Origin of the sequence: Bacillus sp. SIMBA_074 (genome assembly GCF_046534555.1) — a bacterium.
GTDB lineage: Bacteria > Bacillota > Bacilli > Bacillales > Bacillaceae_G > Bacillus_A > Bacillus_A mycoides.
The window spans coordinates 66,794-89,556 of sequence record NZ_JAWRYM010000007.1 but is presented as its reverse complement, the minus strand read 5'-3'; the positions used below and the strand labels follow the sequence as shown (position 1 = coordinate 89,556).

Below are 22,763 nucleotides of genomic sequence, written 5' to 3'. Positions count from 1 at the left end.
GACACATATGTTTGAAATTTTTATCTCTACCTATCCCACACTCTTAAAGGCTACTATTGTCACATTACAATTAACATTAACATCCCTATTACTCGGTTCACTAATTGGATTACTAGTCGCTTTCTTTCGAATCTCTAACAATAAGGTTTTAAATAGTATTGCTCATGTATATATCGCCATTATTCGTGGTACACCTTTAATTGTTCAAATTGCCATTCTCTATTTCGGTATTACATCGATTATTGTCTTCACTCCTTTTTGGGCAGGAGCAATTGCTTTAGCAATCCATAACGGTGCATATATTACTGAAATTTTCCGCGGATCCATTCAGTCCGTTGATCGTGGACAATTGGAAGCTGCTCGCTCTTTAGGGATGCCTTACCCTTTAGCGATGCGCCGGATTATATTACCACAAGCATTTCGTCTGTCTCTTCCCCCTCTAGGGAACCAATTTATTATTGGATTAAAGGATTCTTCACTTGTCGCTTATGTAGGAATGTCCGAATTATGGGGATCCGGTTTATCAATTGCCGCAGGTAACTTCCAGCAATTAGATACATATATCATTGTTGGTGTATACTATCTCGCACTAGTTCTTCTATTTACTTATCTTGTTAGTCTTCTAGAAAAACGACTACAACGAAAAGAAAATAACTCTGTCCAGGTCAAGACGAAGAACAAGAAAGAAGTCTCTTTATAACAAAAAGCAAGCTCTAAGAGAGCTTGCTTTTTCATCGTAAGTTATATCTATTATTGATTTACTTTTTTTATAGTCTCTTTTTCCTCTATATGTTCCTCACGATATGAAATATTATGAGGATCCAATCCATTTCCTAAAGAACCATAGAAATGCTCCCTATGCGGATCAACTAATTCACTTCCGTGATAATACACACGTGGTGTATTCCAAAGTGCTGCCAAAGCTTTTGTCATCGGCATTTCGTGATAGCGTTCCGGCCACATTTCTTTAATTTTATCTTTTACTAATGGATAGTATTTAGAACTCATAGCAGGAAACAGATGATGTTCTGTATGGTATGAGAAATTGAAATGTAAAACGTCTACCCAGCGCGGTACTGTTACTGATAAACAGTTTGCTAAAGGATCATTTACTGGAACAATAGGATTTAAGCGGTGATTTGTTGCGATATACGCCATTACAATAAAGTTAGCAATTAACAACGGAATCACGTATGCAAAGAACCACTTTGTAGGTCCCATAATAAACAATAAACTAATCCAAACTGTCCAGGGCAAAAGAAGTTGAAGCCATACAGATTTTTGATTGGATGACTTAAATTCTTTTATAAAATGAAAGAACATTCGAGTCGAATGTAACGTAAATTGAATTGTTAGTGACAGGAAACTAAAGAATGAACGTACATGAAGAGGCATGCGATATACCCAACTCAAAAACTTACTCTTTTTCAGTTTCTCAAATGTCGGCCATGCATCTGGATCATTCTCTTCATGCTGTGTGTGAACATGATGCGTTGCATTATGCCACTTTCTCCAAAGTTTTGGGCCAGTTGATAATGGCATAAATGCTATCGCACCTAAAAAATCACGAAGCCATGCCTTTCTTACAACTGTTCCATGTAAAATTTCATGTCCTAAAAATCCAAGTGAAGCAAAACATAATCCAAGAACAATTGCAATTCCTAGATTTGCCCACACATTCAATTCAAATACACCGATCGTTATTAAACCAGCCAATGCCACAAGTAAATAAGCCAGTCCACCAAATAATCGATTAGGAACTGGTTTAAATGCTTTTTTCGGCAAATGTGGTGCTACACGTGCTGCATACCACCCAAACGTATGAAGCTCCTTCATCCTTTTGCCCCTTTCTTATGCCGCGCCCCGCGCAACTTGCATATATCAATTCTTGCTTCCAGATTGATTTTACTACGTGATCCAAAAAGCATTTATCATAAGGAAAATATACTCACTCTATCGTCACTTAATTTTCGCTTTTATTATCAATGAAAAACATTTCTCTTTTTACTCTCTATCAACCTTTCCACATGATGAATCATAACAATAGAATTTCTATATTGTCAACAACTTTTATGACCTAGTAATAAAAGTTGGTTATATTTTTATAATTATACTTTATTTCACTAAAGAAAAAGCATAGATTTCATAAGGCTTTATCAGGTATATATACATATCCACTTAAACAACATAGACTCTATCTTATTCAAGAACTCTCTATGTAATCAACAAATGGAATCACTTGAATTTAGCTTTATATAAATCCTACTTCTTCATACTGCCCCAATAAAATAATTATATTAAAATATTTTTTTCTTTCGTTTAGTAAGAATAGAACGCTACGAAAACAACATACATGAATTCCATATAATATGGAAATATTAAAAGGAAAATTGTTCTAATTTGGAGGTTTTCAAAATGACAGATGACACATTTCCGCAGTTACCATCATCCTATTGGATTGAATCTACTCAATTTCCTACTTTTCCTCATTTATCCGAAAATATAAAGACAGAAGTTGCTGTTATCGGAGCTGGTATTACAGGCATTACCACCGCCTATTTACTCGCTAAAGAAGGAATGAAAGTCGTTTTAATTGATTCTGGTTCTGTTTTAAATGGAACAACTGGGCATACAACCGCAAAAGTAACAGCTCAACATGATCTTATTTATGATGAATTAATAAACAATTTTGGTGTTGAAAAAGCCAGGCTTTACTACGAATCAAATAGTAAAGCTCTACAATTCATAAACGAGACTGTACAAACATATAAAATCGACTGTAATTTCACAAATGAAGATTCGTATTTATATACAACTACCAATAATGGCCTGCGAAATTTAACGAAAGAATATGAAGCCTATCAAAAATTAAATATTCCTTGTGACTATGTTCAATCCCTGTCGATTCCTATTCCCGTACAATCTGCACTTGTGATGAAAAATCAAGCGCAATTCCATCCCCTCCTTTATTTAAAAACACTTTTAGAAAAGTTTGTGGAAATGGGTGGAAAAGTTTATGAGCAAACAACAGCTATTGATGTGGAAAAAGGAGATTATCCACAAGTTATTACAAAGGGTGACCATCGCATCACTTGTAAATATATTGTCTCTTGTTCACATTTTCCTTTTTATGATGCTAATAGCTTTTTCTTTACGCGAATGTACGCAGAACGCTCCTATGCCCTCGCAATAAAAGCAAAAACGGATTATCCAGGGGGCATGTATTTAAGTATCGATGATCCAAAACGCTCCATACGTTATACGACAAGCAATGGAGAAAAGTTGATATTGATTGGCGGAGAGAGCCATAAAACAGGCCAAGGAATTAATACGATGCTTCATTATGATGCACTATATTCCTTTGCTGAATCTACTTTTGGAGTAGATGAAATTCCTTATAGATGGTCAGCGCAAGATTTAATCACGCTAGATAAACTCCCTTATATCGGACATATTAACGAAAGGAATCCAAATATATTTGCGGCAACTGGATATCGTAAATGGGGAATGACGACTGGAACTGCAGCAGCTCATTTACTGAAGGACTCCATTCTAAAAGTCCACAGCCCATATAAAGAACTGTTTGCACCATCACGCTTTCATGCAAATCCGGATATAAAAACTTTCCTCTCTCAGAACATTGATGTTGCTAAACACTTAATTGAAGGAAAAATTGAAACCGCATTACGTAAGCCAGAAAATCTTGAAGTTGGCGAAGGTTCTGTTGTACATGTCAACGGTAAACGAGCAGGTGCTTATAAAGATAAAGAAGGAAAATTACATATCGTCGATACAACTTGCACACACCTCGGCTGTGAAGTTGCATGGAATAGCGGTGATTGTACTTGGGATTGCCCTTGTCACGGTTCCCGTTTTTCAATTGATGGGGATGTTATGGAAGGTCCAGCAGATCAACCATTAAAGCGAGTTGATAACGAATAAAAAAACAAAAAAGTTCAACGGGAATCCTGTTGAACTTTTTTATTTTTCATGACACCTTTTCATATAAATTTCGACATACGCAGGGAAATATTAACATTAAATAAAATAATATATTCATCTACAAATAAAAGGAGTGAATACTATGCAACCTTCTGCTCCACCTCATCTAGAATCTACAGAAACTATCTTTTCAAGTTCTATTACAAAACTTGTTGTTTTTATTTGTTGGCTAGCCATTCTAGCTGACGGATATGATTTAGGCATTTACGGCGCCGTTCTGCCAAAGCTCCTAGAAGACAACAGCTGGGCACTATCACCAGCCCACGCTGGAACAATTGCCAGCTATGCTTTATTTGGGATGTTTATTGGTGCTATTCTAGTTGGAACCATTACAGATCTAATTGGACGAAAATGGACACTTATATGCTGTTTAGCCCTTTTTTCTATCACAATGGGCTTAGCTGCAATTGCTCCTTCTCCTGAATTATTTGGGTTATCTCGATTCATCGGAGGAATCGGATTAGGCGGTGTTATCCCAACGGCTTCAGCACTTACTGTTGAATATTCACCAAAAAAACGGCAATCTTTTATTTATGCTCTTATGTTTACCGGCTATCCTTTAGGTATCGTGTTAGGCGCTATTTTATCCATGTTTATGCTAGAAGATTTCGGATGGAGAATTATGTTTGGCATCGGAATGATTCCGCTACTCCTCATTCCTTTCATTATTCGTTATTTACCTGAGTCCATTCAATTTTTATTATCGCGAAATCGACAAGAAGAAGTGAATAAAATTCTTAATCGCTTTCAAATTGAACTCCATGTAAAAGATGAAATTCCTGAAACACCATCTAATATACAAAAGAAAAATGGATTTCTTACGTTATTCTCAAAAGATTACATAAAAGCAACACTACTTTTTTGGCTCACTTATATAATGGGAATGTTTTTAATATACGGTTTAAATACTTGGCTACCACAGATGATGCGCCAGGCAGGATACCCTCTTGGATCTAGTTTATCATTTCTACTTATACTAAATATTACTGCAGCTATCGGTGCATTATTTGCTGGGGCGATTGCCGATCGTATAGGAGCAAAAATTGTTATTAGTATCTCCTATCTTATGGCAGCCATATGTATTGGACTATTAACAATTAAACCATCTGTTACAATCATTTATCTTTTAATTGGTCTTGCTGGAATTGGATCAGTCGGTATTACTCAAATATTAAATGCTTATGTAACACAATACTTCCCATCACATATACGAGCTACCTCCTTAGGCTGGGGACTTGGACTTGGCCGAGTTGGTGCGATTGCTGGCCCTATTCTTGTCGGTATTATTATGACAATGCAATATGACTTGGCGTGGAATTTTTACTTATTCTCCTTTGCAGGTCTTATCGCAGCTATATCTGTTTTCTTTATTCCTACAAAATAAAGTGAAACTTTAATCAGCCCTCACCAATCGGGCGTTTACGGGCAGTTGACCTCCCACCTAACTTCTTCGCTCCAGCCGAATCTTGAGGTGGGAGTCTTACTGCCCGTTAATGCGGGATAAAAAAGAGCACAAACTCACTTGTGCTCTTTTTCATATACTTCAAACAACATATTTCGAAATAATGTATTCAAACTCTCAATATCAATCCCTAATCCCTTTTCAATCCCTTTCACGTATTGCTCATAATAATCAATTTGTTCTTCTAAAAATTGATTTAACACCTCAATTTTCAATCCAACATCTAATTCCGTACCTGCTTTTTTCTTTATTAACAACTTTTCAATTTCATCTAATACACTAGGCTCTACTGATAGTTCCATAATTAACCGGTCAAATTCTACTGGGGGCAATGTCCCTTTCTCTTCTAACCATTTACAAGCTAAAATAGGACGTAATACGTAAAAGTACTTTTTCAACTTTACATTTTCACCTTGTAAAAATTCACGATAGTTTTTTGAAGCCATATGTAAGTAATGATATATCGTTGATTTCGGATTAAAATCCTTTTCACTCATTTGCTGAAGCTGTTCTGGAAGGTTCGAGTTTTTCGAATAAAAAATCGGCGATCGAATCCATTCGAGTAACGCTGGATTTGACTTTTCAAACAGTTGCAATGCCTTTTTAATATCCCAACCACTTATGTCTAAATCATCACTAATTGGATATTCGATTACATCACGCTTATCATGAATTGATAAATACCATTCTACTGGATGTATATAAACAAACCTAACATCATAATCGCTATCTTTCGATGGGAATCCCCAAGCACGACTCCCTGATTCCACTGCAAATAAAATTTTCACATCATTCTCTTTTTCAATTCGTTCTAGTTCTAATTCAATTTTCTCTCTCATTTCATACCATCTCCATTTTTTGATTATTTCCCTGGTAATTCGACAAATATACGACTAATTTTACTATATACCAAAACAGCTGTCAGAAAATTTCTGACAGCTCAATAAAGCACCTATTTTTTCTTTTCCATTACAGTAGCCGCAATGCGTTCAAACTCATTTTGAATCTCCTCTTTATATGCATCCACTTTTGAAAAATCCATAGCAGCAATATAAATTCGTTCTAATTTATCACGAACTGATTTTGCTTTTGCTAAGAAAGACATTGCCTCATTCATTTTTGCTTTATATTGAATGGAAACGTCACGAATTTCTGTAGCATACTTCTCATCCGTCCCCGGTTTAACAATAAGAGCATACATATCTATAATCTCATCACCTTCGCGACTTGGAAAGTATTCATGCGGTGCTGTGCTATCAAAAATTGCAAATCCCAATTCTCTTACGATAATCATATCGAGACTATTTGGATCAAATCCACAATGATATACTTCTACTTCAAACCCTTTTTCTTCTGCTGCCTTCGATAACTTTTTAAGCATTGTTGATTTTCCAGAACCCGGGCGTCCTTTTATAAAATAACGATGTGGTAATCCTTCTGTTAAATTAGGAACAAAATCAACTGCTCCTTTCGGTGTAGCAGCTCCTAAAAAACGATGTTTCACAATCGATTGTTCTCCCTTTTTATCTGCAAATAATTTCTGAATTAGCTGTTCTGTTAGTTCATTTGCTTTATTAAAATCAATGTTATTAATATATATTTTCTCCCACTCATCATGTATAACTAACGCCTCTTTAAAACATCCGTAAGCAGATTTGAAAGCCTTGCCCGCTTCTAATACAAACCGTTCAATTTCTAACTTCTGCTTTCTTAATTTATCTGAGTCCCAAGCAACTCCTAAATTTATATACTCTTCAATAACTCCTGGCATTTTCGGCTCAATAACATGCGGTGATGTTCCATCAACAATTCCTACTTTTAATTTCGGAATAATCACTCCATCAACTGACTTATTATCAGAAGAACAATGCAAAAGTTCAATATCATATCCTTTTTCAACCCATTCACGACCTATTGCCTTAATTAAAGAAGATTTTCCCGTTCCTGGACCACCCTTTAAAATAAACAACCTATCTAGTCCTTTTAAATTCTCTTCGTATAAATTATGAAATCCTCTAGCTGTATTGCCACCAGCATAATAATTCAATACATTCCCTGTCACTGCACTCACTCCTTCGCAACAGTCTACTTACATAAGCTACAATATGCGAGCAACTTTATTTGGGTGAACACCTAATTTGTATTGCACGAAAAAAGGAAATGAATTACAATTTAAATATCACAAACATTCCGAATTTAAAACTGAATAAACCTTTATCAAGAGAGGCAGAGGGACCGGTCCTTTGAAGCCCAGCAACCTCAGTTTATGCAAACTGAATAGGTGCTAATTCCTGCAAAATGCATTGCATTTTGGAAGATAAAACTCAACTAGTATGTAAAGCTCATCTTTCTTGATTATGAAGGATGGGCTTTTTATTATTTGAAAACAATATATTGGAGGTATGTAAAATGAAAGTAATTGATCTATCACAAACGTTTGAAAATAATATGTCTCAATTTCCTGGAACACCAAAAATCCAACTAGAAGCCATTACAAGCGTTGAAGAAACAGGTTATCAAGTTACGAATTTTCATTCTGTCGTTCATGTTGGTACGCATTGTGATGCGCCTGCTCATTTCATTTCAGGCGCAACCACTATTGATCAATTACCCCTAAATCAATTTGTAGGCGAAGCTGTTCTTATCGATGTGACTCATGTTCAAGAGCAAAAATTACCTAAGGAAGTATTACACACTGTCGACATAAAAGAAGGCGATATTGTCATTTTCCATTCCAATCTATCTAATAAATGGAATACCGAAGCTTATGAGAAAGAAGCGTTTTATCTTTCCGAAGAATTAGCTGAAGAACTAGTTCAATTAAAAGTAAAATCTGTCGGTTTAGATTTTATTTCTCCTGATGAGGTAACGACAGAAACATCACCGATTCATCACATACTGTTAGGAAATAATATTTACTTAATTGAAAACTTAACAAACTTAGATGCCATTAAAGCGAAACGATTCTTTTTCTCAGCAGCACCTTTAAAAATTAAAAATAGTGACGGTGCTTTCGCAAGGGCATTCGCTGTTATTTTTTAAACATGGTCTACAAAAAAAGCAAAGATCACTTTTGACCTTTGCTTTTATATTTTTTATTTAAGTTAAAAAAGAATTGCTCCACCCTTGGGCGTATCCAAGCTAAATAATCTTTATCTTTCTTCTTTGTACAAGCTATCTCTTCTCCATCTACCATTTCGACAAGTTCTAGCTCTAACAGTTGCCTCGTAAATGCTACCATATTTACTTCTTCTGCTGGATATTCTTCTTTTAATTTCTCCTCAATTTCTCCCAATAAAAAACCGTCACGCATCATTGCTAGTGCATCAATCCAAAGTGGCGGCATTTCATATGTCTCTCCTGTAATCGTATCTTTTACAATATAGTTCTTTTGCTCTTTTCGAAATTGAATCGTGTGTAAGCATACAGTCGAATTTAATGTTAATTCCATCATACCACCCCTTTCATCATATCTGCATAGAAAAAAGGATGCGCGTGCACCCCTTCTTTTCTTTTCATAACACTACTGAACCGTTACATGAGCTAAAAGCTCTATGTCGATATTTTCCTCCATTATAAACGAAGTTTTTTATAAAAAAAACCCTTCTTGAAACATTTTATAAAATGTTTATATTTACACAACAAGAACACTTTTCTGAAAAGTAATTTCGTCTAATGCACTACACTGTTGGTAAATAAATTTCCACTTTCGTTCCTATCCCCATACTACTTTCAATCGCGATACTCCCTTGATGTTCTTCAATAATTTTATATGTAATCATTAATCCAAGACCTGTACCATTCTCTTTTGTTGTATAAAAAGCTTTTCCGATCTTTTTTATTTTCTCATTTTCTATCCCAAGACCTTGATCTTCAACAGAAATACACAAGTTCTCTCCAGCTTTTTCATATGCCAGAATCCGAATATTCCCGCCTCCTGGCATCGATTCAATTCCATTTTTGATGATGTTTAACAACACTTGTTTTAATTGCTTATCATCACCATTTATAACGGGTAAATTTCCATCTACTTGCAAATTAAATTTCACTTTATATTGAGTCGCATAGCTTTCCATTAACTGTACAACATATAAAAGGATTTCCCCTATATTACACCATTCATAATTTGTTGGTTTCGGTTTTCCTAATAACATCAATTCACTAACAAACCCATTAATTCTCTCAATTTCTTGCAGCATAATCTCATAGCTCATCGTATCTTCAGGATTTCTTTCTTTTTGAATTTGTGTAAATCCTTTTAAAGCTGTTAATGGATTTCGAATTTCATGAGCGATTGTTGTAGACATAGTCCCAATAACCGCTAAGTTTTCTGTCTCTTTCATACTGTTCATCATCTCAACAACTGTCCTTACATAAGATTGAAATCTCTTTAATAAAGAATGCGAAATGATGAAAAAGAATATACATAATACAAGCGGAATCACAACTTTTACATCTTGTAATATCAAAGTAAAAAATACATACTTTCCAATTACACTACAGGAAACGAAATAAAAATATTTTCTGTTCACGAAAATCGGTGCAAATAGAATTAAAAATATTTCAACCATATTTCCATTTTCAAAAACACGATCACTGTGTAAATAAATCATTAAGTTATTAATAAGATCAATAAGCATGTACCCAATTAAAAATAAGTATTTCACAAAATATGCATAACCTTGTTTTTGAAGATATATTGAAATAGGAAATAAAGATATTACTAATATATATACACCTATTCCCATACCACCTTCTGGCCACCCTACCCTTGCTTCATTAATATTCATAGCGGGATAAACAAAATAATAGATAACGTCATATAAAAAGAATATAATATAAAATAATAATATAAATACTTTTAAAGCTTCTCTTTCTTCATAAATCAAGCTCTTGTATTTGTTCATATAAAAACTCCTCTTGATCAATACAAAAAAACATTTCAAGTGTTATCTCTTTAAATTATAATTATGAAATTGCTTTCAGAGCAACATGTAACCTTCTAATACTAAAAGGAAGGAGATACAGCTCCTTCCTTTTCAGTTACAATTTATATCCATCTTACCCTATCATTTAGCAATCCATCTGTAAAATTATTATGTCCTACTACAAAATCCTTCATATATAAATTTAAATATTCCCCATACTTACTTTCAGTATTTAATAATAATTCTTCTACATAATAAGCGCCTTGTCCAAAAGTATCTAACAGTAAACTACATAAGCCAGCATAAATTCCACACCCTACTTGGAAGTACGTCGCATTTGTTTTATATTTTCGAAAAACTTGGCTACTATTCATTACATTATACATGTATGTCTCATTATGTTCATAAACGAGTAACACACCGACTAAATCTTCTCCTATAATATCATCTTCTGCTGGATTAAATACTTTACGATTCCAATTCCATAAATCTTCCACTTTGTCTAAGTTCTGTCTAATTAAGTTTGTTGTATACTCATTGATCCGATAAAGAAAACCCACTTCCATATTAAAAGATTTCCCTAAAATTAAAACTTCTTCATGTGGCATTAAGCAACCATAAAATTCTTTTTCACCTAACTTTACTTTATACTCTGAAGCATATACATCCTCATAAAAGTAAAGTGGACGATGATGACTCATATACATAGGATAACTCCATATCGCTTCATCAAGAAAACGCTCAACTGCCCATGATGCATAAAGTGTATGAGGTTTTATAAGCTCTTTATCATTCAAAAATGAATTATCATGTTCTACAATATAGCATGCTCGCGGCTTTTCATTTGGACGTTCTTTCATAAGCTCAACAACCATCCATTGAACAACACCAGGATTCATACCTGAGCCTATAATCGCTCTTGTATTTGTAAATGTTTCTTTCTCCTTCTCAAACCTCGTATACCTTTCCGTAAGCTGAAAACCAAGTAAACTATCGTCTTGATCTACTGCCTCATTTTCCAAAGCCGAATTAATATAACAAATGCCAAGGTCATTACAACAACTCAGTACCCTAATTGTATCTGCACCTGAAACATCAATAACAACCTTCGTTCTTTTTTCCTTTAAATGATGTTTAAATTTGACCACATCTTGAAGGTTTATTTCATATAAAAAAAATTGCTCTTTCAAATTTGGAAACAACTCATCATAATAACTTTTATCTTTTTGTTTTATATCCACCAAATGGAAGTTCACATTCTTTATCACTTCATAAATTGGATCTTTTTCATTTACTACCGCTTGATTCAAAATTGCTAACACTGCTTTTGCTGCTCCACCAGCACTGCCAAGTAATGTAATCGAAAACGAATCTGGAAACTGCTCCACAAACAAAACCCCTTTAATAAAGTAGTTGAGCAGCACTTCCTCAAAAGTGAGTTGAATACACAAAAAGGTAGCTCGTACACCTTTAGTACAAGATTGCCCCTTCAAAGATCACACTAACATACCTATATGATATTCAATTCATTTCCCCCTCATATCCAAATCGAATTAAACAAATAGGCTCGACCTTTTCTTCCCTATATATAAAAGAAAAGGCCAGCCCTTTCAACTAGCCTACGGACAATGGACAGATTTCACATGTTGAATATTCACGTACATTTTTGCGTCACGTGCTTTTAATATTTCAATATGCCCTTCATCAATTTTCGTCATCTTTCCGATTTTATTAGATTCCTCGCCTAAATCAAACACCATAATTTTCCCTGACATTTTAATAAGCTGTTCTTCAAAAGTTCTAGCTAGAGTAATATTTAATGGATTTACGGGGAGTTCATTTTTATTGAGGGAATAAGGCACTTGGTTCTCTTTATAAGGAATTAACCACTTCAAATGCTTTAAAGATATATATACAGTTTTGTAAACAGGGCTATAAAAAACAATATAATCGTTCATCACACTTGTAACATAACCGTGTATCGGAACATTTCCTGCCACATAAATTTCTGTAAAAATCCCTTTAGATGTGATTAATACTTTTCTCAAAGAAATTGAAGGTGATTCCCTCTTAATTACAGAGTCCACACCAGGCTTTAATATTTCTTCATCATGCTCTCTTAAAAATTTATAATACTGGATATGGTATAAAGATATATATACATAGTCTTGTCCATTGTAAAGAACTACAATATCATTTCCTACATCAATTAATACACCTTTAAATCTTTTTTCACCGATTAATTTAACGTATATATTTTCTCCAATATTTTTGTTTAACTCATTCATCTATATCCTCCTTTCTATAAAATACTACTTTTCCTGCCTTCCATTTCTAAAAAAATAATCAGGGCAATGTTCTGTCTTTTAATAGTAAGAGATCCTTTTCATATATCGTTCATAATTGTAGCGAACTATGAAATCGTTCTTTACTTCCAATCATAATGCCCCTCTTATTTATTAAACATTATTCATCTTCATTCTTTTTACATTTCACTACTTGACTCACACTCTTAATATGATAATTAATTATATAAATAACCTCATCACAGTTTACTAGTGTAATACATTCTTCATGCACTTCACTTAATAAACCTTCTACACACTCTGGTCCACCGCGATTAATCTTTATCCACTTATACTTCAGGTCTTTTAATACATCAAAAAAAGTATCTTCATCAGAATAGAAACATGAACCATAGTAATCGTCACATTTTGTTTCTTTCACTTTCTTGACTAGACTCTTCACATGTTTCAGCTGATAATACACTACTTCTCCATGAGGTAATTGTAGTGTAAGGTAATCTTTTCCTAACGATAACAGTACACCTACTCGACTTTCTGGTCCGCGCAGATTTACTTTTACATTCTCACCGACTAAACCTTTAATTTGATCACAGCATAATACGCTCTCCAAGTTCGTATCCTCCTTCCTTATTATCTTCCTCTACTTGATTGTCTTTGTGCACGAGTTCGACCTGAATTATTGCTTTCACTGTTGCTTTCACTGTTACTTTCTTCGCTCTCTCCGCACACTACTGGGCTATAACTAACACTCTTAATATGAGTTATTGAGATTAATATAACTTCTTCTTTTACAATTAATGTCACATAATCACAAGAAACATCTTGTAAAATACCTTCAATTTTTTCTGGGCCACCCCGATTAATTTTCACCCAGCGATATTTGAAGCTTTGAAGTAGCTTTTCAAAGTCATCTTCATATTCTAACCATCCATAATCATCTGCTTCACAATCTTTCGTATTTTTTGTAATGCTTTTTAGATGGCGAAGCTGATAGTAATACAGCTCTCCTTTTTCATTCTTTAATACAAAGTAATCCGAACATACTCCAACTATTATTCCTTTTTGAGATTCTGGACCACCCCTATTTACTCTCACGTAAGATCCAATTAAGTCTTTCAAAAAATCACAATGAAATAAACTCACGAGAAAACCCCTTCCATTAATTTATAAGCTTTTGCACTGATAGTATATGTATCTGTACAGGTTATGTTCGCTATGTTTGTCCCCGCTATGAAAAAATATGCTTTTAACTAATAGTACTAATCCCCATAAAATCTTCTTTCCCTTAAAGTAACTCTAGGATTTCGGATGACTTTTTCATCCCTTAATATAAAAAGCCCCCGTATTAAGATACATTTCTGCATATCTTAATACGGGGGCTTTTATAAATTTAATCTTCGTCTTTAACATCCATATCTTCTGGAATTGGTTCATTTAATATTTCTTCCACTAACTGCTTATATTTCTCCATTTGTTCTAAATGTGTATTAAACTGTTCCTTATTTATTAAATATTGCTCTCCATCAAACAATGCACGAACTTTCTTTTGCTGAATTAAGTCTTCAACATACGATTTTGGTAATTTCAAATACTCCGCAGCCTCTTCTATCGTTATATACAATGTGTTCATTCCTTTATTATTTTTTCATATACATAATGTATCTTACTTTATTTTTGTAAACAAATAAAAAAGATTTTGTAAATACAAATTAAAAAGCAGGTAGATGCATTCCATATATTGTATAATAGTATAGTAAGTATTTTTTTAAATATAGAATGGTATTACCCATTTACACAAAGGAGAGTTAACATATGGCTACTCGTCACATCATTACAATGTTAGAAAAAACATTACGAGTTGAAACAGAAAACACAATTTCTCATCTATCTAAGTCTTTATCCGATCGTATTCTTTCACAAAGTGCAGCAGTACATGAAAATAATTGTTATCATACGATTGGTGAATGGTACAAAAATCATTTCTTATTCCAACAAGATGATTTCCTTTGGGCTAAATACGTTTTCTATGATGCATATTGTGAAGCTATAAAAAAACAAGGCAATCTTACAAAACGCGTTCGTCAAATATTAGAATCATTAGCTCGACAACATGGAAAACAATATATTGTTTCTATACAAAATATCCCATTTCCTAATGAACAGGAAAAAGGGACAGCATAATTTAATAATGGTCCGCACAAACCAACTATAGATTCATTGTTTCCTAGAAAGATTTACAAATAAAATGTTCAAGTCTTTGTGTTCCCTTTTTATAGAAATACATTCATATGACATGAACTAATGAAAACGGTGTCATGAAAATGATTGAAAATATAGTAAACAGGAAAAACCCCATTTGTATCTCTCGTCCATAGAAATAGAGATGTAAATGGGGGTATACTTGTTCCTTTATTATTTCATCATCTGCTTAATCAATTCTCGATTTCTCTTCTTAAATACTTCATTATGGGAAGAAACCATTCCGTACTCACTTGCATCTGGTTGAATGAATTGTTTCGCTTTATTCACAGCATTTCCAGCATCTTGGAATGCTCCTGCAATTAAATGTAATTTTCCGTCATGCTTTAAAATATCTCCAGCGGCATATAATCCGTCTACCGAGGACTCACTATTTGCATTCCCTGCAATATAATAATTATCAACAATAGCAACATCTAGCTCACTATTTTCTAATAATGTTATATCGCGTTCATATCCATGATTAATAATAACTTCATCGATAGATAAATGAGAAACTTCTCCAGTTTCATGATTTGTTAATTCTACATATTCAATCGCTTCATGGTTATCACCAGCAATTAATTTTGTAATCGATGTATTAAAGAAACATTCTGCTGAACTGTTCATAAGTTGTTTTACTTGTGCTTCATGACCAGATAATTCTTCTTTTCTATATGTTAAATAAACTTTTTTCGCAATTGGTTCTAATTCGTTCGCCCAATCAATTGCGGAGTTCCCTCCGCCTGAAATAATTACCGTTTTATCTTTGAAACGTTTTAACGATTTAACTGTATAATTTAAATTTGAGACTTCGAATCTCTCAGCACCTTCAATTGATAACTTTTGTGGATTCAATATACCACTCCCAGTTGCGACAATCACTGTTTTTGAAAAATGTTCTTCCCCAGAGCTTGTTTTCAACGTAAAAATGCCATCCTGATTACGAATAATTGATTCTATTTTTGTATTCAATACAACTTCAGGCTGAAATGTTAATCCTTGTTGTACAAGTTGCTCAATTAATTTCTCACCAGTAACCGGTAATAATCCGCCAATATCCCAAATCATTTTCTCCGGATAAACATGTATTTTTCCACCTAACTGTGGTTGAAATTCTATTATTTTCGTTTTCATCTCTCTTAGTCCACTATAAAAAGCTGAATAAAGCCCTGCAGGTCCTCCGCCTATCACAGTTACATCAAACAATTCTTCTTGATTCATTCGTGTCACTCCTCAGCTACTAATAATTGATTATCATTCTCAATAAAATATAACTTGTTTTTATAAATTTTACAATCAAAATCACTATTGACAATACACCTATATAAAATTATAGTATTTAAAGAATCAATAGTGATAATCATTATCAATTTGTTAATTATTAGCAACTGTGAGATTACATCTTCTTCTATTACTATGGTGAATACTATATGGTAAAATCTCAAGTTCAAGATTGTTAATAAGACTTTTGTATTACCACTAACTTTTCAAAAGATCAAAGCTAAACAATTTATTGTATATCACATATCATCTATCTAAAGGAGAAAGACGATGAAAAAATTATTTATTTCACTAACAGTTCTGTTCGTCCTTGTTATGAGTGCTTGTAGCAACGGGTCAACAGACAAGAAGAACGACGCAAAAGGTAAGAAATCAGAAACAATTACATACCAATCTGAAAATGGTAAAGTAGAAGTTCCAGCAAATCCACAACGTGTTGTTGTCCTATCATCATTCGCTGGTAACGTAATGTCATTAGGTGTAAATCTTGTTGGGGTAGATTCATGGTCTAAACAAAACCCACGTTTCGATAGCAAACTGAAAAATGTCGCTGAAGTATCAGATGAGAATGTTGAAAAGATTGCTGAATTAAATCCAGATTTAATCATTGGTTTATCAAATATTAAAAATGTTGATAAGTTAAAGAAAATCGCTCCTACTGTAACATACACTTACGGAAAAGTTGATTACTTAACACAACACTTAGAAATCGGTAAATTATTAAATAAAGAAAAAGAAGCAAAAACTTGGGTTGATGATTTCAAGAAACGCGCACAAACAGCTGGAAAAGGCATTAAAGCGAAGATTGGTGAAGATGCAACCGTTTCTGTTGTTGAAAACTTCAACAAACAGCTTTACGTATACGGCGAAAACTGGGGCCGTGGAACAGAAATTCTTTACCAAGAAATGAAATTAAAAATGCCTGAAAAAGTAAAAGAAAAAGCTTTAAAAGAAGGATACTACGCATTATCTACTGAGGTATTACCTGAGTTTGCTGGTGATTACTTAATCGTAAGTAAAAACAAAGATACTGATAACTCATTCCAAGAGACAGAATCATATAAAAACATTCCAGCAGTAAAAAATAATCGTGTATATGAAGCAAACATGATGGAATTCTATTTCAATGATCCACTTACATTAGATTTCCAACTAGACTTCTTCAAGAAGAGCTTTCTTGGTCAATAATACAAACATGAGGAATTCTTAATTTAAGAATTCCTCTTCCTTTATTCTATGAAAAGAAAAGATGTGAAACGAATGAAAAAAGAGCAAGACAACCTACGTTCCAACGCTTTTACATACAAATTAATTTTGAGTATCATTGCATTCTTTCTTATTTTTATGTTTGCAATGGTGTTAGGCGCTGCAGATACTTCTATAAAAGACGTATGGTTAGCACTTACTTCCTCTGCTAAAGGAGATAAGCTATCCATCCTTCGTGAAATACGTTTACCACGTGAAGTTGCTGCTATTTTTGTAGGAGCTGGACTCGCTGTTTCTGGTGCAATTATGCAAGGATTAACGCGAAACCCACTTGCCGATCCTGGATTACTTGGCCTAACTGGTGGCGCAAATGCTGCACTTGCACTAACACTTGCCTTCAATCCTTCTATAAGCTACCTTTACTTAACACTAGCTTGCTTTATCGGTGCTGCAATTGGCGCTATTATGTTATTTGGAATTGGCATGGTGAAAAAGGGCGGACTTTCCCCTCTTCGAATTGTATTAGCTGGTGCTGCTGTTTCAGCATTTCTACTTGCAATCTCAGAAGGTGTTGGCATTTACTTTAAAATTTCACAAGATGTATCAATGTGGACGGCTGGGGGCGTAATTGGAACGAGTTGGAGCCAATTAAAAATTATTATTCCGGTTATTTCAATAAGTATATTTATCGCTATCTTACTTGCAAAGAAATTAACAGTTCTTAGTTTCAGTGAAGAAGTTGCCGTTGGACTCGGTCAAAAAATAATCGTTATTAAAACGATTTTATTTATCATTATTATCTTGCTTGCTGGTGCTTCTGTAGCACTTGTCGGAAACATGGCATTTATCGGCCTTATGGTACCCCATATGGTTCGTCCAATCGTTGGACCAGATTACCGTTTTGTTATACCGATGTCAGCGATTGCTGGTGCTTCCTTTATGCTGCTCGCAGACACAATCGGACGTACAATTAACGCTCCGTATGAAACACCAGTTGCTGCAATCGTCGCAATTGTAGGATTACCATTCTTCCTATTTATTGTACGTAAAGGAGGAAGAACTTTCTCATGATGCAATCTATTCTAAAGAAACAACGCCTTATCATACTTGCATTACTCATACTTACCATCACAACAATTGTAATTGGAATGGGACTCGGTTCTGCCGCTCTCTCCTATGACAGATTAATCCCAACACTTATGGGACAAGGTACATTTAAAGAAGAATTCGTTTTATATTCTTTAAGGCTACCTAGAATCGTCATTACATTATTAGCTGGTATGGCACTCGCTTTATCAGGTGCTATATTACAAGGTATTACCCGAAACGATTTAGCTGAACCTGGTATTCTCGGCATTAACGCTGGTGCTGGTGTTGCAGTTTCTGTTTTCTTTCTATATTTCCCGATAGACGTAGGTTCATTTCTTTACCTACTACCAGTCGTTGGATTTATCGGTGCGTTTCTAACAGCTGTTCTAATTTACGTATTTTCATATAGCAAATCCACAGGCCTTCAGCCAATAAGATTAACATTAACCGGCATCGGTTTTTCCTTTGCACTATCTGGCGCGATGATTGTACTTATTTCATCTGCAGATCGTATGAAAGTAGACTTTATCGCTAAATGGATTGCCGGAAACATTTGGGGAGATGACTGGACATTTGTTTTAGCAATGCTTCCATGGCTAATCGTATTAATCCCATTTGTCTTCTATAAAGCAAATCGATTAAATATACTAGCATTAAACGAACCAGTAGCAATCGGTGTTGGAATTGAAATTGAAAAAGAACGAAGATACTTATTAATCGCAGCCGTTGCACTTGCTGCCGCTGCTGTTTCCGTAACAGGAGGCATTAGCTTTATCGGACTTATGGCTCCTCACATCGCCAAATCTTTAGTAGGTCCAAGGCATCAAATATTCATCCCTATCGCCGTTTTAATCGGTGGATGGTTATTACTACTAGCGGATACAATTGGACGAAATATCGTCGAACCTAGCGGTATTCCAGCTGGTATTGTCGTTGCTTTAATTGGTGCACCTTACTTTATGTATTTGTTATTGAAGAAGGCATAGAGAAACACCCTCAAGATTTTTTTCTTGAGGGTGTTTTCATTTCATTCTACTGCTGCCCATACCCTTCAAACTTCTTCGCCAAATTCTCCATCTCGTCTTCTGGCAGTAATTTCGGTTCTCCGACACTTTTCGTTTGATAATAAATTTGAGCACAAAACTCTATTTCTTCTGCAATAGTAAACGCCATTTTTATATTATTCGCTCCGGCCATTAAACCATGGTTCGCAAGTAAAACTGCACGGCGATCAATCATGCCCTCGAAAGCAGCCTCTGCTAATTGCTCCGTACCAAATGTTTCATACGGTGCACAGCGTACATTCGGGCCTGCGAAAGCAATTAAATACGATACTGCAGGAAGTTCCCACCCTAATGATGCAATCGTCTTCGCGTAAGGAGAATGTGTATGCACAAGCGCATTTATATCTTCACGATTTCTATAATAGATAAGGTGCATATCTAATTCGCTTGATGGTTTTCTCTCTCCTTCTATCACTTCACCATCTAAATTCAATATAACTACATCTTCAGGCGTCGTTTCATAATAATCTAGACCACTTGGGCTAATTGCAACAAGACCTTGTTCACGATTGAAAATACTAATATTACCGCCAGTCCCCTTTGTTAAACCACTAGAAATCATTTTCTTTCCGTACGCTACAACTTCTTCTCTTTCTTTTTGCAGTAACATATACATCCCCCTAGTAAGAAACTTATGATGACTATTTTTCTAAAAACTATCTACTTATTGAAATAGCTTTTTTAAATTCTCCATAAACGGTGCTCTCACAATTCCTTTTTCCGTAATAATCGCTGTTACATTTTCATATGGCGTGACATCAAATGCCGGATTGTATACTTTACTTTCTTGCGGAGCAGAGTATTGTCCGAAACGATTGATCACTTCAGAAGCATCCCTTTCTTCAATTGGAATTTCTTTTCCTGTCAGTGTTTTCAAATCAATTGTCGGCGTTGGTGCCGCTACATAAAACGGAATGTTATAATATTTAGCCAAAATCGAAACACCTAATGTTCCAATTTTATTTGCTACATCCCCGTTTGCTGCTACACGATCACATCCAACGATTACTGCATCGATTTTCCCTTGTGACATGACCATTGCCGCCATATTATCTGTAATGACCGTTACATCAATTCCCGCTCGCTGCAGTTCTAATGCCGTTAACGTTGAACCTTGTAATCTAGGGCGTGTTTCATCGGAATAGATTTTCAAGTCCCATCCTTTTTCTTTCGCTAAGTACATTGGAGCTGTCGCAGTGCCATACTTAGTCGTTGCTAACGCACCTGCATTACAATGCGTTAATACCCCCATGCCATCATGGAATAATGTTAATGCATGTTCTCCAATTTGACGGTTAATTTCTTCATCTTCTCTATGAATCTCTTTTGCTTCTTCTAATAATCTATCTTTCAACTGCGCAATTGATAAGTGAGCATTCTCTTTCGCAACACTTTCCATTCTTTCAAGCGCCCAAAATAAATTTACTGCTGTCGGTCTTGATGTCGCTAAGTATGCACATACCTTTTTTACTTCCGCTATGAATTCTTCCGCCGAACTTTCCGCAACTTCCTTTACTCCTAAATACACACCGTAGGCTGCTGAAACACCTATTGCCGGCGCTCCTCGTACTTTCATTACTTGAATCGCATCCCACACACCCTCAGCCGTTTTAAAAGATTCATAGACTACTTCGTTCGGTAATACCGTTTGATCCAATAACACTAAAGCATAATCTTTCCACTGAATTGGTATTAATTGCTCTGCCATCATCTTCTCCCCTTATTTCGCACTATGCATTGACTGTTTTTTTAACGTTTCTACAAAGCTACTACCTGTTTCATATTGATTCGCTTGTAAAATAAACTTCTTCGCTGCCTGAAGACAAATTCGCTCCGCTCTAGCACGCGCTGCATCATTCTCAATACAAGTAATATCCTGTACCTTCGCTAGACCAACAATACGACGAATTAGCTCAAGACCCGTCACTGCAGATGTATCCTCTAATACAGATTGTAAATAAACTCGGTTAAAGCCTTCTTCCTTCGCCATAATCTCTGTCACATGAATATCCCAAGCATCTAAAAACTTCTTCTTAAATAAATCAATTACATCTATCATGGTAGATTCTATCCAGTTCATATATGTATCTTTCTCAATACCAGATTGCATCACTGCATCTGCATTCACCCAAGCAAACATTAAATTCGCCATTATATTCCCAACGTCATATCCCATAGGTCCATAAAAAGCAAATTCAGGATCAATAACCTTTGTAGAATCACTTTTCACAAAAACAGAACCAGTATGTAAATCACCGTGAAGTAGCGCTTGTGCATTCGTCATAAACGAAAACTTAAGTTTTGCTACTTCCATACGAAGCTCTTTATCACTATAAATATGCTCCCTAATCCATCCTTCATTTAATTGAAACAATTCGTTGCGTTTATTATGGTTTGTGAATGGCTCTGAATATACGAGGTCCTCTGTAATCTCACATAACTCAGGATTTATATAATTCTTCACGAGTTCCTTCTTCTCTTTATGATTCATTACAACATCTGATGTTAATAGAAGAGTATTTACCATAAAAGTAGTTAAATCATTAGCAAGCCTCGGAAACATTTGATGATTTATGAGTGCTGTACGCAATATTGTGTGATCTGATAAATCTTCCATCACGCAACAATTCATCACACTATCAAACAAATATACATTTGGCACGAGTCCAGATGCTAACTCTCCTTCTAATCGCAAAACATCTGATTCTATACGGATTCGATTCGTCGACAACTTAAACTCATCTGAAATACGCGCTGTATCCCCAGCTTGCTTTACAATGACAGAAATGTTCTTCTGTTCATCCCAAACGCGGAACACATAATTTAAATTACCATCACCTATTTCTTTACACTTTAGCCCCTTTGCATGCTCGAACTTAGGTAATTTCTCTTGCACATATGCAATCACATCTTTAGCTTCCATTAAAAAATACTTCGTGAACTTAGACATGGTTTCCCCTCCACACTAAATGTAAACGTTTTCTAAAAGCCGTAAAAAATAATAGACTGAAACTTTTTCAATCTATACTATATCTTCTCTATTGCAATACATATCTCGCTTTTATTATATCTTGTTAGAAATGAGCGTCAATGTTTCTATTTCTCATTGCAATATACTTCTTATTATATATATTTATGATGACAATAATTGTTCACAAAGATTCCGATACATTTTGTTTTATTT

The 22,763-nt window shown here is 34.7% G+C and carries 22 protein-coding genes and 1 riboswitch; of the genes, 8 read left to right on the top strand and 14 right to left on the bottom strand.

Annotation, left to right across the window (positions count from 1 at the left end):
- Positions 1-7: 7 nt before the first annotated feature.
- On the top strand, positions 8-700 hold the full coding sequence (locus SB773_RS10840; RefSeq protein ID WP_002169270.1) for an amino acid ABC transporter permease: 693 nt from the start codon (positions 8-10) through the stop codon (positions 698-700).
- A gap of 50 nt (positions 701-750) precedes the next feature.
- On the opposite strand, the gene desB is transcribed toward SB773_RS10840, so the two are convergent.
- The gene (desB, locus tag SB773_RS10835; RefSeq protein WP_002091268.1) at positions 751-1,836 is read right to left on the bottom strand and encodes a Delta(10) desaturase DesB; all 1,086 of its coding nucleotides are present in this window, start codon (positions 1,834-1,836) and stop codon (positions 751-753) included.
- 579 nt (positions 1,837-2,415) lie between these two features.
- On the opposite strand from desB, the gene SB773_RS10830 reads away from it, so the two are divergent.
- On the top strand, positions 2,416-3,942 hold the full coding sequence (locus SB773_RS10830; RefSeq protein ID WP_410589875.1) for an FAD-dependent oxidoreductase: 1,527 nt from the start codon (positions 2,416-2,418) through the stop codon (positions 3,940-3,942).
- Between the two features lie 142 nt (positions 3,943-4,084).
- Positions 4,085-5,386: an MFS transporter gene (locus tag SB773_RS10825; protein WP_410589873.1), complete on the top strand. Its 1,302-nt coding sequence runs from the start codon at positions 4,085-4,087 to the stop codon at positions 5,384-5,386.
- A 134-nt stretch (positions 5,387-5,520) separates the two neighbouring features.
- Here SB773_RS10825 and SB773_RS10820 read toward each other — a convergent pair whose 3' ends face one another.
- Entirely contained in the window at positions 5,521-6,303 is a 783-nt protein-coding gene (locus SB773_RS10820) for a nucleotidyltransferase domain-containing protein (RefSeq protein WP_410589871.1), read from the bottom strand.
- Positions 6,304-6,416: 113 nt separating this feature from the next.
- Positions 6,417-7,526 carry a PRK06851 family protein gene (locus SB773_RS10815; RefSeq protein ID WP_002091275.1) on the bottom strand — a complete coding sequence of 370 codons (1,110 nt, stop codon included), beginning with the start codon at positions 7,524-7,526 and terminating at the stop codon, positions 6,417-6,419.
- Positions 7,527-7,675: 149 nt separating this feature from the next.
- A riboswitch (SAM riboswitch) is annotated at positions 7,676-7,788 on the top strand.
- Positions 7,789-7,873: 85 nt separating this feature from the next.
- Here SB773_RS10815 and SB773_RS10810 point away from each other — a divergent pair.
- Positions 7,874-8,506 (top strand): cyclase family protein, encoded by a 633-nt coding sequence (locus tag SB773_RS10810; RefSeq protein WP_410589869.1) that lies wholly within the window; start codon positions 7,874-7,876, stop codon positions 8,504-8,506.
- 25 nt (positions 8,507-8,531) lie between these two features.
- On the opposite strand, the gene SB773_RS10805 is transcribed toward SB773_RS10810, so the two are convergent.
- From SB773_RS10805 to SB773_RS10775, 7 genes are all read right to left on the bottom strand, one after another.
- Complete coding sequence (locus tag SB773_RS10805; protein WP_033708170.1) at positions 8,532-8,915, bottom strand: hypothetical protein; 384 nt, start codon at positions 8,913-8,915, stop codon at positions 8,532-8,534.
- A gap of 229 nt (positions 8,916-9,144) precedes the next feature.
- Positions 9,145-10,371 carry an ATP-binding protein gene (locus SB773_RS10800; RefSeq protein WP_410589867.1) on the bottom strand — a complete coding sequence of 409 codons (1,227 nt, stop codon included), beginning with the start codon at positions 10,369-10,371 and terminating at the stop codon, positions 9,145-9,147.
- 143 nt (positions 10,372-10,514) lie between these two features.
- The gene (locus SB773_RS10795; protein WP_012260248.1) at positions 10,515-11,780 is read right to left on the bottom strand and encodes a hypothetical protein; all 1,266 of its coding nucleotides are present in this window, start codon (positions 11,778-11,780) and stop codon (positions 10,515-10,517) included.
- Between the two features lie 231 nt (positions 11,781-12,011).
- Positions 12,012-12,680: an LSm family protein gene (locus tag SB773_RS10790; RefSeq protein WP_002016710.1), complete on the bottom strand. Its 669-nt coding sequence runs from the start codon at positions 12,678-12,680 to the stop codon at positions 12,012-12,014.
- A gap of 178 nt (positions 12,681-12,858) precedes the next feature.
- Positions 12,859-13,308: a spore coat protein gene (locus SB773_RS10785; RefSeq protein WP_410589864.1), complete on the bottom strand. Its 450-nt coding sequence runs from the start codon at positions 13,306-13,308 to the stop codon at positions 12,859-12,861.
- 20 nt (positions 13,309-13,328) lie between these two features.
- Entirely contained in the window at positions 13,329-13,841 is a 513-nt protein-coding gene (locus SB773_RS10780) for a spore coat protein (RefSeq protein WP_410589862.1), read from the bottom strand.
- Between the two features lie 247 nt (positions 13,842-14,088).
- Positions 14,089-14,328 (bottom strand): helix-turn-helix domain-containing protein, encoded by a 240-nt coding sequence (locus tag SB773_RS10775; RefSeq protein ID WP_002010190.1) that lies wholly within the window; start codon positions 14,326-14,328, stop codon positions 14,089-14,091.
- 182 nt (positions 14,329-14,510) lie between these two features.
- Here SB773_RS10775 and SB773_RS10770 point away from each other — a divergent pair, with 182 nt between their 5' ends.
- Positions 14,511-14,879 (top strand): hypothetical protein, encoded by a 369-nt coding sequence (locus SB773_RS10770; protein ID WP_002010187.1) that lies wholly within the window; start codon positions 14,511-14,513, stop codon positions 14,877-14,879.
- A 231-nt stretch (positions 14,880-15,110) separates the two neighbouring features.
- Here SB773_RS10770 and SB773_RS10765 read toward each other — a convergent pair whose 3' ends face one another.
- Positions 15,111-16,160: an NAD(P)/FAD-dependent oxidoreductase gene (locus SB773_RS10765; RefSeq protein ID WP_002091284.1), complete on the bottom strand. Its 1,050-nt coding sequence runs from the start codon at positions 16,158-16,160 to the stop codon at positions 15,111-15,113.
- A gap of 330 nt (positions 16,161-16,490) precedes the next feature.
- On the opposite strand from SB773_RS10765, the gene SB773_RS10760 reads away from it, so the two are divergent.
- Genes SB773_RS10760 through SB773_RS10750 form a run of 3 tightly spaced genes read left to right on the top strand, consistent with a single transcriptional unit; the run spans position 16,491 to position 19,501 of the window.
- Entirely contained in the window at positions 16,491-17,408 is a 918-nt protein-coding gene (locus tag SB773_RS10760) for an iron-hydroxamate ABC transporter substrate-binding protein (RefSeq protein ID WP_410589859.1), read from the top strand.
- 48 nt (positions 17,409-17,456) lie between these two features.
- Positions 17,457-18,497 carry a FecCD family ABC transporter permease gene (locus tag SB773_RS10755; RefSeq protein WP_410589857.1) on the top strand — a complete coding sequence of 347 codons (1,041 nt, stop codon included), beginning with the start codon at positions 17,457-17,459 and terminating at the stop codon, positions 18,495-18,497.
- Positions 18,494-19,501 carry a FecCD family ABC transporter permease gene (locus SB773_RS10750; protein WP_033708739.1) on the top strand — a complete coding sequence of 336 codons (1,008 nt, stop codon included), beginning with the start codon at positions 18,494-18,496 and terminating at the stop codon, positions 19,499-19,501. Before SB773_RS10755 ends, SB773_RS10750 begins: the two co-directional genes overlap by 4 nt.
- 46 nt (positions 19,502-19,547) lie before the next feature.
- Here the strand turns inward: SB773_RS10750 and SB773_RS10745 are convergent, their stop codons facing one another.
- The 3 genes from SB773_RS10745 to mtnK are packed head-to-tail and all read right to left on the bottom strand — an operon-like array spanning position 19,548 to position 22,529.
- Positions 19,548-20,189: an L-fuculose-phosphate aldolase gene (locus SB773_RS10745; protein ID WP_002029515.1), complete on the bottom strand. Its 642-nt coding sequence runs from the start codon at positions 20,187-20,189 to the stop codon at positions 19,548-19,550.
- Positions 20,190-20,243: 54 nt separating this feature from the next.
- Complete coding sequence (gene mtnA / locus SB773_RS10740; RefSeq protein WP_131246575.1) at positions 20,244-21,287, bottom strand: S-methyl-5-thioribose-1-phosphate isomerase; 1,044 nt, start codon at positions 21,285-21,287, stop codon at positions 20,244-20,246.
- 12 nt (positions 21,288-21,299) lie between these two features.
- Positions 21,300-22,529, bottom strand: a complete 1,230-nt coding sequence (gene mtnK, locus SB773_RS10735; protein WP_410589854.1) for an S-methyl-5-thioribose kinase — start codon at positions 22,527-22,529, stop codon at positions 21,300-21,302.
- Between the last annotated feature and the right edge of the window lie 234 nt (positions 22,530-22,763).